This window comes from Pseudoalteromonas sp. 2CM36K (assembly GCF_023161865.1).
Classification (GTDB): Bacteria; Pseudomonadota; Gammaproteobacteria; order Enterobacterales; family Alteromonadaceae; genus Pseudoalteromonas; species Pseudoalteromonas tetraodonis.
Map to the genome: position 1 here is coordinate 42,027 of NZ_JALNTK010000005.1, position 17,120 is coordinate 59,146.

At 39.5% G+C, this 17,120-nt stretch carries 14 protein-coding genes; 8 read left to right on the forward strand and 6 right to left on the reverse strand.

The window, feature by feature from the left end; translation table 11 throughout:
- Nucleotides 1-13: 13 nt before the first annotated feature.
- Nucleotides 14-871, forward strand: a complete 858-nt coding sequence (gene djlA, locus MTN97_RS04240) for a co-chaperone DjlA (protein ID WP_008113211.1) — start codon at nucleotides 14-16, stop codon at nucleotides 869-871.
- Here djlA and MTN97_RS04245 read toward each other — a convergent pair.
- From MTN97_RS04245 to rapA, 3 genes are all read right to left on the reverse strand, one after another.
- Nucleotides 854-1,783: a DUF3530 family protein gene (locus MTN97_RS04245; protein ID WP_248473759.1), complete on the reverse strand. Its 930-nt coding sequence runs from the start codon at nucleotides 1,781-1,783 to the stop codon at nucleotides 854-856. The two genes, djlA and MTN97_RS04245, sit on opposite strands and share 18 nt — an antisense overlap.
- Before the next feature lie 93 nt (nucleotides 1,784-1,876).
- Complete coding sequence (gene rluA / locus MTN97_RS04250; protein WP_248473760.1) at nucleotides 1,877-2,530, reverse strand: bifunctional tRNA pseudouridine(32) synthase/23S rRNA pseudouridine(746) synthase RluA; 654 nt, start codon at nucleotides 2,528-2,530, stop codon at nucleotides 1,877-1,879.
- A 140-nt stretch (nucleotides 2,531-2,670) separates the two neighbouring features.
- On the reverse strand, nucleotides 2,671-5,565 hold the full coding sequence (gene rapA / locus MTN97_RS04255; RefSeq protein WP_069439844.1) for an RNA polymerase-associated protein RapA: 2,895 nt from the start codon (nucleotides 5,563-5,565) through the stop codon (nucleotides 2,671-2,673).
- A gap of 299 nt (nucleotides 5,566-5,864) precedes the next feature.
- Between rapA and MTN97_RS04260 the strand changes: the two genes are divergently transcribed.
- The 3 genes from MTN97_RS04260 to MTN97_RS04270 all read left to right on the forward strand — a co-directional run bounded on the left by MTN97_RS04260 (nucleotide 5,865) and on the right by MTN97_RS04270 (nucleotide 11,982).
- The gene (locus MTN97_RS04260; RefSeq protein ID WP_248473761.1) at nucleotides 5,865-7,256 is read left to right on the forward strand and encodes a PhoH family protein; all 1,392 of its coding nucleotides are present in this window, start codon (nucleotides 5,865-5,867) and stop codon (nucleotides 7,254-7,256) included.
- 66 nt (nucleotides 7,257-7,322) lie between these two features.
- Nucleotides 7,323-11,093, forward strand: a complete 3,771-nt coding sequence (locus tag MTN97_RS04265; protein WP_248473762.1) for an ATP-binding protein — start codon at nucleotides 7,323-7,325, stop codon at nucleotides 11,091-11,093.
- Nucleotides 11,083-11,982, forward strand: coding sequence for a diguanylate cyclase (locus tag MTN97_RS04270; protein WP_069439847.1), 900 nt, complete (start codon nucleotides 11,083-11,085; stop codon nucleotides 11,980-11,982). The genes MTN97_RS04265 and MTN97_RS04270 overlap by 11 nt, the downstream gene beginning before the upstream one ends.
- A 13-nt stretch (nucleotides 11,983-11,995) precedes the next feature.
- Here MTN97_RS04270 and MTN97_RS04275 read toward each other — a convergent pair whose 3' ends face one another.
- Complete coding sequence (locus tag MTN97_RS04275; RefSeq protein WP_069439848.1) at nucleotides 11,996-12,376, reverse strand: DUF3192 domain-containing protein; 381 nt, start codon at nucleotides 12,374-12,376, stop codon at nucleotides 11,996-11,998.
- Nucleotides 12,377-12,550: 174 nt separating this feature from the next.
- On the reverse strand, nucleotides 12,551-13,495 hold the full coding sequence (locus MTN97_RS04280; protein ID WP_069439849.1) for a D-2-hydroxyacid dehydrogenase: 945 nt from the start codon (nucleotides 13,493-13,495) through the stop codon (nucleotides 12,551-12,553).
- A 440-nt stretch (nucleotides 13,496-13,935) separates the two neighbouring features.
- Between MTN97_RS04280 and MTN97_RS04285 the strand changes: the two genes are divergently transcribed.
- Together MTN97_RS04285 and MTN97_RS04290 are read left to right on the forward strand one after the other, a co-directional pair.
- Nucleotides 13,936-15,069 (forward strand): 1-acyl-sn-glycerol-3-phosphate acyltransferase, encoded by a 1,134-nt coding sequence (locus MTN97_RS04285; RefSeq protein ID WP_248473763.1) that lies wholly within the window; start codon nucleotides 13,936-13,938, stop codon nucleotides 15,067-15,069.
- A gap of 103 nt (nucleotides 15,070-15,172) precedes the next feature.
- Complete coding sequence (locus MTN97_RS04290; protein WP_013465866.1) at nucleotides 15,173-15,418, forward strand: DUF1289 domain-containing protein; 246 nt, start codon at nucleotides 15,173-15,175, stop codon at nucleotides 15,416-15,418.
- On the opposite strand, the gene MTN97_RS04295 is transcribed toward MTN97_RS04290, so the two are convergent.
- Nucleotides 15,415-16,059: a transporter substrate-binding domain-containing protein gene (locus MTN97_RS04295; protein WP_248473809.1), complete on the reverse strand. Its 645-nt coding sequence runs from the start codon at nucleotides 16,057-16,059 to the stop codon at nucleotides 15,415-15,417. The two genes, MTN97_RS04290 and MTN97_RS04295, sit on opposite strands and share 4 nt — an antisense overlap.
- Before the next feature lie 434 nt (nucleotides 16,060-16,493).
- On the opposite strand from MTN97_RS04295, the gene MTN97_RS04300 reads away from it, so the two are divergent.
- Nucleotides 16,494-16,697, forward strand: a complete 204-nt coding sequence (locus tag MTN97_RS04300) for a DUF3283 family protein (RefSeq protein ID WP_013465864.1) — start codon at nucleotides 16,494-16,496, stop codon at nucleotides 16,695-16,697.
- Nucleotides 16,698-16,709: 12 nt separating this feature from the next.
- Nucleotides 16,710-17,111: a GNAT family N-acetyltransferase gene (locus tag MTN97_RS04305; RefSeq protein WP_069439852.1), complete on the forward strand. Its 402-nt coding sequence runs from the start codon at nucleotides 16,710-16,712 to the stop codon at nucleotides 17,109-17,111.
- The last annotated feature ends 9 nt before the right edge of the window (nucleotides 17,112-17,120 follow it).

The window sequence follows — 17,120 nt, forward strand, 5'->3', positions numbered from 1 at the left end:
GGTAAGTTTTAAAATGTGGGGAAAAATTCTCGGTTTCTGTTTTGGTTTTATGTTTGGCAAAATATTTGGCGCCATTTTAGGCTTATACCTAGGCCATATGTTTGATAAAAGCTTAAAAAAAGACTTTGATAAAGCTGGCGGCTTTTCTAACCTTTTTAAAGGCGATGATGTTAACGAACGCCAAGCGTTGTTTTTTTCGAGTTGCTTTGCGGTAATGGGGCATATTGCCAAGTCGAATGGCCGTGTTAGCGAAACCCACATTAAAGCAGCGACGCTGTTTATGGATGAAATGGGCTTAAAAGGCGAAGAGCGCCGTGAAGCGCAGCAGGCGTTTCAATCGGGTAAAGACAGCGACTTTTCACTCAAAGATACGGTTTATGATTTTAAAGAACGTTTTGCTAAACGTTATGATTTACTGCAGTTATTTTTAGAAATTCAAATCCAGATGGCGTTTTCTGACGGGGTACTTGCTGCACAAGAAAAGCAATTACTGCAAGAAGTTAGTAAGCAGCTAGGTGTGTCTAAAGCACACTTTGCCTTTGTATTAAAGCGTTATCAAGCAGAGTTTAACTTTAGGCAGCAACAACAGCGTTTTAAACAGCAGCAAAGCCAAAGTAGCAGCTACCGTGAAGGCTCAGGGCATCATGTACCACCAAGTAATGATATGAACCGTTCGCAAGCATTGGCCTTGTTAGGGTTAAATAAAGACGCATCGCAACGTGATATTAAAGTAGCCTACCGTAAGCTCATGGCTCAGCACCACCCTGATAAACTGGTATCGCAAGGTTTACCTAAGCATATGATGGAAGTCGCGGTTAAAAAAAGCCAAGATATTCAAGCGGCATACGAGTATTTAAAAAAGGCGGCGTAAAAACCCGTCTATTTCTTTGCTTAGCCGCGCATGTTGCTGCGGCGCATCGCGTAATCCAAACAACTGACGTTGGCGATAATCAAACTTTGCATTTCGGTTAACCCAACGCTGGCGGTTTTTAAGATTCATTAAGATGTCATTACTGTCTGTAGCAAAATAAATATCTAACAAAGCAGGGGCGACCAAAGATGTTATTTGGCTTAACTTTGCATTGCGTTTTGTATTAGGAAGGTAGCTACTTAAACTAATGAAGGCGTTTATTCTTGAGTCTGAAAATTCAGCGTAGTGCTCCAACAACACCCCAGCACTGGTGCCTTGTGCAATAACAACAATATTCTCAGACTCCATCGCAGCTTGTTGGTATAAAGCTTTGTAGCGAGCGACTAGTTTTAATTTATAGTTATCTACCACTTCAGTATTTACTTGTTCAACATAGTCAGCATGATGAGGCTGTTTTTGTGTACTGGTGTCTGGCTTAGTATTTGCGTTGGCTGTTTCATTATTTTTGCCCACAGGATCACTAATCGTTTTTGCTGCATCATCTTGAGCTGCTTGCCAATCAATATCAGGAACTGTCATTGCATAAGAGGTATACCCTTGATTATTCAGCTCTTTACGTAAAAAATTTATGCCTGCATTGTTTGTCGGCGTTGATTGCCAGTCAGGAATAAGTATTACAACACCTCTAAAGTCGGCACTTATATATTCACTGTATAAAGTTAAAAACTCAGTATCACCAGCTAAAATAGGCTTTACTTCATCATTTTGGGCTAGGCGAGAGATATCCGCATCAATATTTTTTGAAAAGGGAGGAGGAGCGATATACTCAGCACTCAGTGCTTGAAAACCGATTAACGTACAGCCAAGCACAAGAGTAGTAATAATGGCTTTAAACATCTGCGGAATAAACATAAATAAGCTTTTTATTTAAATCTTATTTATGTATCGGCGAAGCACGCTTAAAGTTTAGCTATTTACAGTAAATAGCTAAAAGATTAATCCGTGTTAAAACTCGCTCTCAGCTTCAAAAGTAAGTACTTGCTCCGTTACAGGGTGTTTTAGTTGTAGCATTTGTGCATGTAGCTGTAACCGAGGAGCAGCAGCAAGTGCGTCTTTATGGGCGTAGAGGCGATCGCCTATAATAGGGTGGCCTAAGCTTAGCATGTGCACGCGCAGCTGATGTGAGCGCCCTGTAATAGGAGTAAGCTCTACACGGGTTGCCTGTGCTTCACGTTCAAGCACTTTAAAATGAGTGAGCGAAGGTTTGCCATTGTCATGATCAACCATTTGCTTAGGACGGTTCGGCCAATCACAAATAAGCGGTAAGTCAACTGAGCCGGTTTCAGTTTCAAGTTGCCCGTAAACACGTGCAATATAACGTTTTGCTGTTTCGCGTTCTTGAAATTGCATACTTAAATGCCGATGAGCGGCTTTGTTCATTGCTAAGCAAAGTATGCCTGAGGTAGCCATATCTAAACGGTGAACAATTTTAGCACTAGGAAAAACACGATTGACGCGATTGATTAAACTATCGGCATGTTTTGGGTCTTTACCTGGGACGGTGAGTAACTCGCTAGGCTTATTTACAATAAGTAAATCATCGTCTTGAAACAGTATAGTTAAATACGGGCTCATAGGGGGATTGTAATTAACTAACACAGCAGACCTCAGTGATTTTGAAGTGCGTTATTTTAGTGGAGCGAAGGCAAAGGCTCAAGTAAAAAGCGCGATATAAATATCGCGCTTTTTTCAATGCACACACTAGTTGATCTTTAACTAACGACTGACAGCTAGATTCTCTAGTGCGAAACCACAATCAAACGAATCGCATCAAGTTTTAACTGCGCTTTTTCAATATGTGCAGTTAGCTCATTGCGTTGTTTATCGTAAAAGGTAATTTCCTCTTGGCGAATATTTGGATTAATTTGCTTCAGTGCAACTAATCGCTGCTGCTCTTCGCTTAACGATGTTTGCATTTTTACTAATGACTCGGCACGGATAACATCCAATTTTTGTTGCGCCATGTCTTTTGCGGTGTTGATCATTGGATGAACTGCACTTTGTAATGCACCAGCTAATTTACTCGCAGTTTGACGACCTACCGCAGATAGTTGCTGATTAAAGCCATCAAAACCAACATTTTCACCTAAGTTATTACTGCTCTTATCGAGTAAAATACGAATTGGCGTAGGGGGTAAAAAGCGGCCAACTTGCAGTGCTTTTGGTGCCATGGCTTCGGCAACAAATATTAGCTCAACAAAAAAGGTGCCTGGTGGTAACTTTTTGTTTTTAAGTAACGCCACCGATGAACTACCAAAATCATCATCACAAATCATATCCATAGTGCCTTGCACCATAGGGTGATCCCAACTAATAAAGTGCACATCTTCCTGAGAAAGCGCTGTATCGCGGTCAAAGGTTACTGTCATACCATCGTCTTTTAGCGATGGGAACGAAGCGTTTAACATGTGCTCAGTGGGCTTTAAAATAATGGTGTTTTCACCTTTATCTTCTTGGCTTACACCAAAGGTGTCGAACACGTTGATCATGTAGCTTGGCAGTTCAAACTGGTTGTCGAGCTTTTCAATGTCAGCCACAAGTGAATCAGCAGCACCCTGTCCCGATGAATGTAGCTCTAGCAAGCGATCTCGACCACTTTCCATTTGTTTACGTAATACTGCGTTTTTTTGTGCTACTTGCTCAAGGAGTGGATCTAGCTCATCTTCATCACAATTATGAGCTGCAATGTACTCAAGTAAATCTTCGCTGAACTCTTTATACAGCAACTGCCCAGTGGTTGATGTGCTTTCAAACGCATCTAAGCCTTCGTTATACCAACGCAGTAGTACTTCTTGTGCCGTGTTTTCGAAATAAGGCACGTGAATGTTCACATCTTGTGTTTGCCCTATACGGTCTAATCGACCAATACGTTGCTCAAGTAAATCGGGGTTGAGTGGTAAATCAAATAACACTAAGTGATGTGAGAACTGGAAGTTACGACCTTCTGAACCAATTTCTGAACACAGTAATATTTGTGCGTTATCGTATTCATCGGCAAAGAATGCCGCAGCGCGGTCACGTTCAATAATCGACATGCCCTCGTGGAACACAGAGGCTTTAATTGCTTCGCGTTCACGTAATATTTGCTCAAGGCTAATCGCTGTTTCGGCTTTAGCACAAATAAGAAGTACTTTTTCACGCTTGAGTGTTTTTAGCGTTTCAATTAACCAATCTACGCGAGGGTCAAATAATCCCCAACTTGCGCTTTCACCTTCAAATTCTTGAAATATTTTTTCAGGGAAAAGTGCACGTTGCGCACTGAGCTCGGCATTTTGAATGCCACTCATATTACCCAGTACGGTCATTGCTGTTTTGTATTGCTTAGGTAATGCCATTGGGTAGGCATGTAATTTACGGCTAGGGTAGCCATCAATGCCACTGCGGCTATTTCTAAATAATATGCGCCCAGTGCCATGGCGATCCAGTAACATATTGAGTATTTCTTTACGTGCAGCAAGGTCGCCTTGTTGGGCTTTTTCAAGGATATCGGTGATATCTGTTTCTTTTAATAGCTCAATTAATGTGGCTTTTGCGCTGTCATCCAGTGCTTGTTCTTGTAATAACTGATTAGCAGCTTCGGCAACGTCTTTGTAGTTTGCTTCTTCTTCTTTAAAAACGTCATAGTCGTAAAAACGATCTGGGTCGAGCAGTTGTAAACGAGCAAAATGACTACGATGACCCAGTTGATCTGGTGTTGCTGTTAATAAAATTAGCCCAGGAATATCTTGGCTCAGCTCAGCCATACGTTGGTATTCGGCACTGGGTTTATTGTTGTTAATGCTTAAATGATGCGCTTCATCGATTACTAATAAATCCCAGTCGGCCAACGTAGCTTGTTCAAACCAGCGTTTTTTCTTGGTTAAAAACTCAAGGCTAGTAAGTACCAGTTGCTCGGTATCAAATACATTGGGTGAATCAGCAAACGCTTCGTCGCAGCGTTCTTCATCAAAAATTGAAAAACGTAAATTAAAACGGCGTAGCATTTCTACTAACCATTGGTGTTGTAAGTTCTCAGGCACAACAATAAGTACACGGCTGGCACGACCGGTGATAATTTGTTGATGTAAAATCATGCCCGCTTCGATGGTTTTACCTAAGCCTACTTCATCAGAAAGTAATACCCGTGGTGCAAAACGTTTACCGACTTCTTGAGCAATATAAAGCTGATGCGGAATAAGGTTAGCGCGTTGACCTATTAAGCCTTTAAGAGGTGATTGCTGACGTTCAAACTGATGTAACCAGGTTTGATAGCGCAAAGTATACCGATCAAAACGGTCTACTTGGCCTGCAAATAAGCGGTCTTGCGGTTTATTGAACTTGATAAAGTGATCTAAAAAAGTTTCTTTTAATTGTACTTTTTCACCGTTATCAACACGCTCTCCGTGATAGCACAGTAACTCACCCTGCACTTCAATAGACTCGACTTGTAATTCCCATTCTTCAACGCTTCGGATCACATCCCCAGGATTAAATGCTACGCGGGTTACCGGTGCTTCTGCAGAAGAATAAACACGGTTTTCACCACTGGCAGGAAATAAAATACTGACCTGGCGGCCATCAATGGCAACAACGGTGCCCAATCCTAAATCTGACTCTGTGTCACTTATCCAACGCTGACCTAAGGAAAAATTCATGTATGTCTCGTCTATGAAGAAAAAGGCGGCTATGTTACCTGTTAGATAACACCACTGCAAGGCGCTATTTGCCTGACTTTTAATTAATTTTATAAGTATGAATTATTACCAACCCAAAGCGCTCATTAGTGCGTCGATTTTGTGGAAAATTCAAACTAAATGATATTTGTCATAAAACAGACTTTTATGACAAATAGACTAAACTCAAATTATATCTAAGTAATTAATCAAGTTTATTAGTAACCACTGATTAGTTTATTGGGTATAGCATAAAAATCATAAAACGTAAGGAAAGTACTATGGGAAAAGCTTCAAATTTTGATAGTAAAATGTATGTGCTAGATACCAATGTATTACTTCACGAACCCCTCGCGTATTTGTCATTCCAAGAGCACCAAGTGGTTATCCCAATGACCGTATTGGAAGAACTTGATCATATAAAAGATAGAAAACACGATGTGAGCCGCGATGCGCGAGTGGCTATTCGTGGCCTTGATGGGGTGTTGAGTCAGGCAACTCCCGAACAAATGCTACAAGGTGTGGCGCTGCCAAGGAATAAAAAAGGCGGATCGACAGGCAGCTTAATTATTGTAAACGACCATTTATTTGCCGATTCTATTTCTGGTTTGCCGGGCAATGAAAACGACCATCGTATTATTAATTGTGCGGTGCATTTACAAAACCAGCATAGCGATAAGAAAGTCATATTAGTAACTAAAGATATTAACATGCGCTTAAAAGCCAAAGGGGCGGGGCTTAAATATGTTGAAGACTATCGTACTGATCAGTTAATCGACGATATTGATTTACTCACCAGTGGTTATAAAAAAATTGAGGGCGATTTTTGGCAGCACGTCGGTCAGTGTAACACTGAGCAACACGGACGCGAAACAGTTCATCATATCCCTAAAGATTTAATTCCTGATGTGTTTTGTAATGAATATTTACTTGATGATGGCGATCAGTTTGCCGCTAGAGTTAAATCGTATGATGGTGAGCATATTACCATTAAAGATATTGGTGCAGAGCGATTGATGCATCAAAGTGCATGGGGAATAAAACCAAAAAATATTTACCAAGCAATGGCTCTTGATGCCTTGCTCGACACGTCTATTGAGCTTGTTATTTTAACCGGCCCAGCGGGATGTGGTAAAACTTTACTGGCACTTGCGTGTGCGCTAGAGATGGTGATTGAAAAAGGTATTTACGACAAAGTCATTGTAACCCGTAATACCCCTGAAATTGCAGAATCAATTGGCTTTTTGCCTGGTACCGAGGAAGAAAAAATGGCGCCTTGGTTGGCTGCCATAACCGATACCTTAGAAGTGCTGCATAAAGGTGATGAAAACCCAATTTCGAGCCGTAATTACATTATGGAAAAAGCCAACATTCAGTTTAAGTCGGTGAATTTTATGCGCGGACGCAGTATTCAAAATGCGGTGGTGATTTTAGATGAAAGCCAAAACTTAACGGCTTCTCAGCTAAAAACTATTATTACTCGTTGTGGGGAAGGAACAAAACTAATTTGTACTGGGAATTTAGCTCAAATAGACAGTAATTATTTAACGGCGGTTACTTCGGGGCTTACCTATATTGTAGAGCGGTTTAAACATTTTGAAGGTGGTGCTACCGTAAATCTTAATGGGGTAGTACGCAGTCGACTGGCTTCGTTCGCCGAGGAAAATTTATAACTTGCGCTTAACATCTTGGCTCTATAGTCTACAGTTTTATTTTTGAGCTAATAATTAGGTAGGTCGTTGAATTTTTTACCGCTAAAACATTATCATCGCTCTGTTTTTGTGGCGTTAGCAATCCCTTTATTGGTGGCCTCTTTTTTGTGTTTGCATTTTTATGATATAAAAATGGACCGTGCAATAACAAAAAAGACCACCGATTTTAGTGCGTTATCGGCGCAGCTTGACCATGATATGCAAGGCATGGACGATTTACTTAATGCGATGTTTATAATGTATGACAAACACGCCCCACAACCAGCGAATCAGGCCTTCACAAAAAACATTAATCAATACGAGCATTATTATTATAGCCAGGTAGCACATTTTAATGGCGAAATAGTAGGAAAAGGCCAATTCAGCTATTCCGAACAGGCATTATCTCGCTGGCAAAAAGTCATGTCGCTGGCTCCGTCTTTCAACACTGCCTTAGCGCTGCTGTCGTCGCTGCATTCTGTAGCCTATGTTGATGAGCGCGGCTTTGCTTATTTAGCTCGGCGTAACAATACACAAAGTTATATTTTAACGCAGGTACTTAATGGCGATTTTAAACCCTTACCTTCAGCGAACACACTCACTTCAAGTGCCGTTATTAAAGTAGACAATAACGCATATTTTGCAGTTGGCCGACAGCGAGAGCTTAACTCCTCAGATTATATTGTTTTAATATATGACTTACAGGCTATCTCTAGTTGGTTGAAAAAAATAACCTCAAAGCAAGGCGAGTATGTTTTTATCAACCAAGAGAATGAAATTATTGCCAGTTCACAGCAGCCAATTAATCAAGCCATAAAGTTATCGACCTATTGGCCTAATATTAAAAGCCCCTCACAAAAGAGTAATGCGCGAGCAGACTCATTATTTTTAATTCAACCTTCAAAAAAGAACCCTATTCATCTGGCGTTTCTTGCTGACAAGCACACTCTCTCAAGCGATATTGTTTATGAAGTATTGATAGAGTTTATTTTGTTAGTCTTATTTTTATGTTTGATGTTTTACATCTTTTTTTGGTTAAGCAAACGTATATTTATCAAACCTATGACCGAGTTGATACGTTATTTAGAGCATCATAACGATGACAATAGCGGGTATTTAAATTACCAAATACCGTTAAACTGGCAACCTTGGTTTGCGCGGGTAAAAGCTATTTTTGCGAAAAATGAGCACTTAGTTATTTCTTTGCAAAATGCTAATCAAAAGTTAGATGATCAAGTACGGCAACAATCGCAAAAGCTAAAACATAGCGACCAAGCAAAAGAGCGTCATTTAGCGTTATTAAACACAGTACTTAATAGCGTGCCTGATTTTATTTATTTTAAAAATACAGAAGGCATTTTTTTAGGCTGTAATAAAGCGTTTGAGTTGTTTATTGGAAAAACTCAAGGTGAACTCCTTGGGCAGCAAATACACAACATAAGTAATGAGTATGAACAAATTAGTTTGCTGGAATATCAAGTATTACAGCATAAAATGCAAATTCAGCAGCGCATAGATGTTGCTGAGCGAACTTATCAGTTAACCATTGCTCCCTTTTACAATGAACAGCAGCAATTATTAGGAACTATGGGGGTTGGCCGTGATATTACAGAACAACAACATACTTTGTATGCATTAAAAGAGTCTGAATCTATATTTAGAAGCGCAATTGAATTTGCCGCAAATGGGGTGTTTTTACTGTCGCTTGAGTACGCTATTTTACAAGTAAACAAAGCCGCACGAAAATTATTTTCCAAGCATGATAAATTAACCGATACTCCTTTTTATGCGCTTTTTAATAATACACAATGGAAGAAGCTTGAAGCGTTACTACAGCAATTATTAAATAATAAAAAAAGGGTGTTTCACTTAACCTTGGCTCATACCCGATTAAATGCCTGGTTACAGTTGAGTATGTCGTTAATTTGGAATGAAAATAGCCAGCCGCTTTATTATGTTATTCATATTCAAGATGTTACAGAGCTTACCAAAGCCAAAGATGATGCAGAGCGTGCCACGTTAGCTAAAAGCCGTTTTATTGCTAATTTAAGCCACGAAATACGCACCCCCCTCAATGCCGTGTTGGGGTTATTGGATATGCTCGCAGAGCACGGGTTAACGCAGCGGCAAATTCAACAAACTAGCCAAGCAAAATATGCGGCTAATAATTTGTTGCAGATGCTAAATAGTATGCTTGATTTTGCCCGCGTTGAAAGTAAAGAAGCAACGCTGCAATTAGCGCCATTGTGCTTAGTTGATTTGATTGACACCTGCGAAAGTTTAATTTTACCTTTATGCCAAACAAAACAGATACAGCTAAAAATCGACATAGACTCGCAAATTTCTCCATTTTTAGTCGGCGATACAATTCGTTTGCAACAAGTATTAGGTAACTTACTTACCAATGCCGTTAAGTTTACCAATAAAGGCAGTGTGACATTAAAAATGACATTACAGCCGAGCCAGGGCGATAAAGAGCAGCGTATTTGTTTTCAGGTTATCGATACAGGAGTGGGGATTGCTCAAGCGGATCAACGCCGTTTATTTGATGCCTTTACACAAGGTGATGAATCATCTACTCGCTTGCATCAAGGGGTTGGCTTAGGGCTAGCAATTGTAAAGCATAGTGTGGCATTAATGGGAGGTGAAATTGCACTCAGTAGTGATAAAGGCCATGGCTGTCATTTTTACTTCACGCTTGATTTAGCGACAGATACCGAGAAATCAGCAAGCTTTACAGATAGACTATTACTGATCACCAGCGCGAAGAGTCAGTTGCTTAATCAGGTTATTACCACGCATCCTTTTTTCAATAATCAAGCTCTTGAAATAGTCGTAACTGATCCTGATTGTTTGCAACAAGCGCATACCATTGTAATCGATGCTGATGACGTACCTGCCTTTCTCACGTCAGCAATAAAAGCAGTATTACACACTCGTACTACTTCACTCATCGTTATAGCGCACTCGCAACCGAGTCAGCTTTCAATAAATGACTCTTTTATTAGCCAGTATTTACCGCGCAGTGCACTGGCGCAGCGGTTACTTAGTTTAACCCCTGAAAAGTTAAAGAAAGTAACTCAATATAAAGCGGATAAACCACAGGAAGAAATAGCGGGAACCTTAGTATTAGCCATAGATGATAACCCGCTCAACCTCGATATTATTAGCAGTATATTGTGTAAAGCCAAAGTGAATGTTGTGACTGCTAGTGATGCTAAACAGGGGGTTGAATGGGTGAATATATTGCGCCCCGATTTGGTTTTAATGGATATTCAAATGCCGGGTATTGATGGCTATCAAGCAACCCAAATAATACGCCAACAGTTTGACGCCCAGCAATTGCCTATTTTTGCATTAACTGCACATTGTGAGCCTGCCGATATTGCACGTTCATTGAATAGTGGTATGAATAAACATTTAACTAAGCCCGTGGTTGCGCCTATTTTATTGGCATCGATAGCTGATTTAGGCATATCTAAGCCTTGCTTTTTTGATAAAACCTTCGCTTTGACACAGTTCAATAATGATGAGAAGCTATTGCAAAGCATGCTTACTAAGTTAGCGGTGTTAAATGAGTCATATTCAGCTGAGCTTCAAAAAGACATACCTACTATTGAAATGGTACGCTTAGTGCATAGTCTAAAAGGGATAGCAGGAAACTTAGGGTTTAACCGATTATTATTATGTGCTCAACATACTGAGCAATTATTAAAAGTGGGCGACAAGAACGCCAATGCTGCAATTAAAGAGCTGATAATACAGTTAAAACAAGTTCATATTTTTATAAAAATTTTAGATGTAAGCAATGATAAATAAAGCAAAAATATTAATTGTAGATGACGATGCGCATAACCGAATCATTTTAGAAAAAACCTTAAGCGATGAGCATGATGTTTACTTAGTGACAAGCGGTGAAGACGCGCTGGAGTTTGTTAAACACACGCAAATAGACTTAATCATTTTAGATATCATGATGCCTGGTATGAATGGTTATGAAGTGCTCGTACAGCTAAAAGAGAACAGTATAAGTCAGGCTATTCCTATTATTTTTATCTCTGCAAACAACCGTCATGAAGATGAGGCAAAGGGGCTAGAGCTCGGCGCAATGGATTATATTGGTAAGCCATTTAGTGCCGCTATTGTGAAAGTTAGGGTGCGGAACCAGCTATTAATTAAGCAAAAAAATGATTTGCTAGAAATGCTTGCCTCTATTGATGGCTTAACAGAAATACCCAATAGACGTTATTTAGATGAGAACTTAGAAAGAGAGTGGCGTAGAAGTAAGCGTAACCACTCTCCTTTGTGCGTTTTACTCATAGATATTGATCATTTTAAACGTTATAACGACTACTATGGCCACCGAGCTGGAGACGAATGTTTAAAAACAGTGGCAAAAACGTTAGCCACGCAATGTGAGCGTGGCGGTGATTTTATTGCGCGTTACGGCGGTGAAGAATTTGTGGCCGTATTACCAGAAACCAATCAGCAAGGTGCAATCGCTTTTGCCAACAAGTTACGTAACGCCGTTAATGATTTGAATATTGAACATAATGCGTCTTTTAACGCTACACACGTCACCATTAGCATCGGTATTGCTTCTAGTGAGAGTAGCCAAGCTTACACTGAAAAAGCATTGTTAGAAGAAGCTGACTCCGGTTTGTATAATGCGAAAAAGTTAGGGCGCAATCAAATTAGCGCCCAATAAATGTTGTAGTTACTTAGTTTGTCAGCATTTGCAGTGCTGAGGCACCAATACCAACTAATTTATCATTTTTAAATACCAACGGTGTGCATTCATCTTTAGTCATTTTACCATCTGAATGGATGCTGTGCGTTGCATAAAATAAGACTTGGTAAACATCCTCTTCTTTTTTTAGTAATTCGGTGAAGTCAGGTGTTTTTAGGGCTTTTAATACAGACTGATAAGAGCTATCCATTGCCAAGCCTGAAATAATTTCACGATTATTCTTATGTGTTGCCTGCCAGCTAGAAGAACTATTACCAGCCCAATGACCCTCCGCTTCGCCATCGGATACAGCAATAACACAGCCAGTTAAAAAAGGAGCGGTAAGGGCGGCGATTAAAAGTGTTTTTTTCATTTTTTATTATCCTAGATGATTAATTACAGACTTTAGAGCAAAGACTAGGCCAGTTTTTTAATCTTTAAAAATCAATTATTTATTTTTAAAGTGATTTTTTGAGTTAGTGGCTTTTTTAAGAAGTAAAATTAAAAGCCACTTTTTAGTTATTTTGACTAACTTAATTTAACGGCATTAAACCAAGCGATTACGCGACTCTTGTTGACTAAATGCAGCGATATTTAAACTCACTTCTTTAACCAAGCGCGCAATAGATTCGGTACTGGCCCACGCTATATGTGGGGTTAGTAGTAAGTTATCTCCCGTGTAATTGGCCAGTGGATTGTTGTGCTCAGCAGGCTCTTTGGTTAGTACGTCAACACCTGCACCAGCAATCACATTAGTTTTTAAGGCTTGTGCTAAGTCGGCTTCGTTTATGATCCCCCCGCGCGCGGTGTTAATAATAAGCGCAGTTGGTTTCATCATTTTTAATTCATTAAGCGTAATTAAGTCACGCGTTTCATCATTAAGTGGGCAATGTACGCTGATAATATCCGCTGTTTTTATTGCGGTTTCAAAAGGCGTGCGTCCTTGGCGACACTCAGCACCTTTGCGCTCTGCAACAATGACATGAGCACCAAAGGCTTCAGCCACTTTAGATACAGCATTGCCCAGAGTTCCCCCACCAATAATGGCTAATGTTTTACCCTGAAAATCATTAAAGCTGTAATCAAGGCGACAAAACATTTCACTTTTTTGCCATGCACCTTGTTGGCAGTCCGCTTGGTAGCGATGAGTATTGCCTAATAAGTTAGTAATTAACGAAAAGGTGTGCTGCACAACCGAGGGGGTTGAATAACCAGCAACATTGGTTACCGCAATGCCTAAATCTTTCGCGGCATTTAAATCAACATTATTGGTGCCGGTAGCACTAACACAAATAAGTTTGAGTGATGTTAATTGTGCCATGGTGTCACGATTAATCACTACTTTATTGGTGATTAACACCTCTGCATTTTGGCTATGTGCTAGCACTTGCTCTGGGCTAGTTAGCTGATGCACGGTAAGTTTTCCCAGTGCTGAGATACAATCAAGTGAGGTGTTTGCCAGTGTAGCGTTATCAAGAATTGTTATGTTCACGGTGTGTCCTAATAGTGTATGTGTTAAGGGAATAATAACCCCTGTACGCGAAGTGCTTGTGATAAAAAGAGTATCATCTATTTGAATGTTATTGGGTTTATCATGTTGCGTTTACATTAGCAGTTGTAGAGCCATATTTAAATGTGGTCTGCCCACTGAAGCTTAACTGGCATGTTATTATGAGCAACTGCCTTGCTAAGTTAACTTGAATAAAGTGCTGTTAGTAAGGTCTACCCATTTAAATTAATAATTAATAGCCATAGTCTATACGTATGCGTTGTTAGCAAGACAGCTAGGCTCAGCGTTAAACTATAACGCTATGAAAACTCAGTAAATCGAACTTTAGTATTGCTAGTTTCGTATTTTTGATTGAGTTATAATCAAAATCAGACACAGCGGGGCGTTTTAACGCGCCGTTTTTAACTTTGTAGATGCAGTAAATGATTGAATTAGAAGATAAGTACGCAGATATAAGACCTTACAATGACGATGAAGTTGCCGCCTCATTAACGCGATTAATTAACGATAATGCGTTTATTGATGTAATTGCAAAATACAATTTGCCACGCTTTATATCCGCAGTTGGGTTTTTAGCACGCGCTATAATAAAGCATCAGTTGCGCAAAAAGTGGGGCAAAGTTAAAACGGTTGAAGATGTACAAAATGAAGTGGCACATTACTTAAATATATTAATAAAACGTACCACCTCAAAAGTCACTTTTTCTGGCTTAGAAGACTTAGACCCTAATCAAGCCTATCTTTTTGTTTCAAACCACAGAGATATTGTACTTGACCCTGCACTGGTTAATTGGGGCTTATTCCAGCATAAAATGAAAACAGTGAGAATTGCGATTGGCGATAACTTGCTGCAAATTCCTTACATTACTGAGCTTATGCGCTTAAATAAAAGTTTTATTGTGAAACGCTCAGCGAAAGCCCCAAAAGAGATGTTAAAAGCGCTGACTCAGTTATCGGCTTATATTTATGATTCACTCAGTAGCGGGCATTCAATTTGGATTGCCCAAAAAGAAGGGCGCGCTAAAGATGGGGTTGATCAAACTGATCCTGCGCTTTTAAAAATGTTGCAACTTAATGGCCGTAAACAAAAGAAAGAATTTGGCGAATACATTAAAGAGCTCAAAGTGGTGCCAGTTGCAATCTCTTACCAATACGAGCCTTGTGCTATAGCTAAGGCAAAAGAGCTATATCATAAACAACATCATGGGAAGTATGTTAAATCGGCGGGTGAAGATATTGCCAGCATTGTTGAAGGGTTTAGTTCAGCCAAAGGGCATGTGCATTTATCGTTTGGTCAGCCTATTGAGTCAGGTTGTGACAGTGCCGATGAACTGGCAAAAACCATTGATAAGCAAATTATTGATTCGTTTTACTTACACCCAGGCAACTTTATTGCTGCTGGCTGCACTGAGGCGGTGATCAATAAAAATGACGCAGTACAATTTGAAGAACGTTTGGCCAAGGTGCCAGAAGAGTTAAGGGCTTTGGTTTTAGCTATGTATGCCAAGCCATTTCATCGAAAAACACAAGTAGATGAACAAAGCTGTGAGCAGTAATTAACAGCTTAAGCTAACAACAAAGCAGCAATTTATTTGCTGCTTTTTTTTTGCACAAAAATAGCGCTATACTCAGGCTATGCTTTTAATACCGGAGGGTAAAATGCAACAAATTGAAATATTTGATATTCCTAGCCCTTGTAAAGGTATTTGCTTAGTTAATAATCGCGGTTATTGCAAAGGCTGTTATCGCAGTCGCGATGAGCGTTTTTCATGGAATTCGTTAACGAATTCCCAAAAGAAAAAAGTATTGAGTTTATGCCAGCAGCGCTATAAACGTTACTTACAGCAAAAAAATAAAGTGGCACAATCATCACCGCAAGCAGATCAACAAGGTTTTGATTTTTAAAAGTGTAGGTTGTATTTTGACCTGAGTTTTGCAACTGTGCCGTTATTGTGTAACTTATCCAGTGTTACTTCTAGCTGGGGAACAATATCCGCATGACTGTGATGTAAATAATGATAAAGCGGGTAGGTTGCAACGACTTGTTTTTCATAGCAGCCTAAAGAGGGAGGAATGGTTTTATTTGCCATCGCAAAATCAATAAGTAACGCTCCTTGTACTTTTTGCTGGATCAGTAAGTTAAGCTGCGTATTATTATTTTTAACTTCAATTACCTTACCTTGAAAATCAATACTGTCTAAATATCGCTGTTGTACAGGGTAACTGGAAATAATAGCAACGCTATCTATGGTTTTAGTGGAGCTGGGCTCACAGCGTTTATAAAGTTCAAGGTTAAATTTAAAGAGTGGATAGTTAACTCGAATTAAATTTTTATAGGCACTTTCAATACTGATATCGCGAGCAAGCTGCCCATCTAACATGCCATTATCTGCTGCAAATAGTGCATTTTGACGATTAAAATCGACAATATTTAGTTTAAAGCCCATATCTGTATAGGCCAATTGTAATAGCTCAATGGTATAGTTTGCTTGTTGAGTGTTTTGCGGGCGATTAAATGTGTAGCTATAACTGTGCGCAAAAGACATATTACTAAAAACTAAGCACAGTAATACCAGCAATCCGTTAAAGCGTTTAAGCACGTCAGTATTTCCAATTAATTGCGGCAAGATAATAAGCAGCCATAGTAACAAATTGCTTGTCTTTTGCACAGTTTGCATTAGTAATCTTGCAAAAGTTACCACCAACAATTATTGATTACGTTGAATTATTTACAGTCGCTTATTTTTATTAGTTATAGAGTTAGTTTTTTATAAGCTTAAACGTATAATCTATGTTTTATTGAGCGAGGGGCTGTTGACCTTTGCGGATGGAAATTTGTTCAAACTAGGGGCGCTCGAGCGAGTTGTTTAACCTAGTGGGCTAGTAAAAGCCGAGCAAAGCCTCCGTATGCTGCTCACGCCATTTACCTGTATTCATGCAGGCAACAATAAGTTTATAGCCCCTAATAATTGGAGTGAATATGAGTTTTAATCTGTGTAACTTGCCGCGAGAGCAAAAGTATCAAATTCAGTTAGATTACGAGGCCTCATTTTGGGCTTATCAAATTAAGCGCGGTAAAAAAACGCGTGAGCAAGTGTACGACACTCTGCATAGTCGTCCTGTTGCAGAGCAAGGTGTTTTAAAACAAAAATTTGAGCAGTATTTGGCCATTATGCTTAGCTAGGGTTTGCCTACTATGCTTGTAATTAAACAATTAGAATCAATTAAAACGCCCTTAGTTAATAAGTTTTATACGTTATATAACGTCCGCGGCCGTGCTAATAAACAGGATCAGGTCTGGGTCGCTTACGATAATAATACGATTATTGCCGCCTGCCGGTTACAGAATAAGCCCACATTTTTATTTTTATCAACGGTGTTCGTGGCTCCTTCTTATCGTTCAAAGGGGGTGGCAACCCAGTTATTAGTTGCCCTTTTAAATGCGCAAACAGAACCTGTTTACACCTTTGCTTATCAACGCCTTACTGATTTTTATCAAGCACTTGGTTTTAACCAAGTGTTAACATATACTCCTGCATTATTAACGCTATTTGATGCTTATAAGCACCGAAATATTACCGCATTGAAATATCAATAAAACATAAAT

What these genes read in the sequence shown, in the direction of transcription:
- djlA (WP_008113211.1), top strand. Translation starts at nt 14, where the DNA reads ATGTGGGGAAAAATTCTCGGTTTCTGTTTTGGTTTTATGTTTGGCAAA.
- MTN97_RS04245 (WP_248473759.1), bottom strand. Translation starts at nt 1,783, where the DNA reads ATGTTTATTCCGCAGATGTTTAAAGCCATTATTACTACTCTTGTGCTT.
- rapA (WP_069439844.1), bottom strand. Translation starts at nt 5,565, where the DNA reads ATGAATTTTTCCTTAGGTCAGCGTTGGATAAGTGACACAGAGTCAGAT.
- MTN97_RS04260 (WP_248473761.1), top strand. Translation starts at nt 5,865, where the DNA reads ATGGGAAAAGCTTCAAATTTTGATAGTAAAATGTATGTGCTAGATACC.
- MTN97_RS04270 (WP_069439847.1), top strand. Translation starts at nt 11,083, where the DNA reads ATGATAAATAAAGCAAAAATATTAATTGTAGATGACGATGCGCATAAC.
- MTN97_RS04275 (WP_069439848.1), bottom strand. Translation starts at nt 12,376, where the DNA reads ATGAAAAAAACACTTTTAATCGCCGCCCTTACCGCTCCTTTTTTAACT.
- MTN97_RS04285 (WP_248473763.1), top strand. Translation starts at nt 13,936, where the DNA reads ATGATTGAATTAGAAGATAAGTACGCAGATATAAGACCTTACAATGAC.
- MTN97_RS04290 (WP_013465866.1), top strand. Translation starts at nt 15,173, where the DNA reads ATGCAACAAATTGAAATATTTGATATTCCTAGCCCTTGTAAAGGTATT.
- MTN97_RS04295 (WP_248473809.1), bottom strand. Translation starts at nt 16,059, where the DNA reads ATGTCTTTTGCGCACAGTTATAGCTACACATTTAATCGCCCGCAAAAC.
- MTN97_RS04300 (WP_013465864.1), top strand. Translation starts at nt 16,494, where the DNA reads ATGAGTTTTAATCTGTGTAACTTGCCGCGAGAGCAAAAGTATCAAATT.
- MTN97_RS04305 (WP_069439852.1), top strand. Translation starts at nt 16,710, where the DNA reads ATGCTTGTAATTAAACAATTAGAATCAATTAAAACGCCCTTAGTTAAT.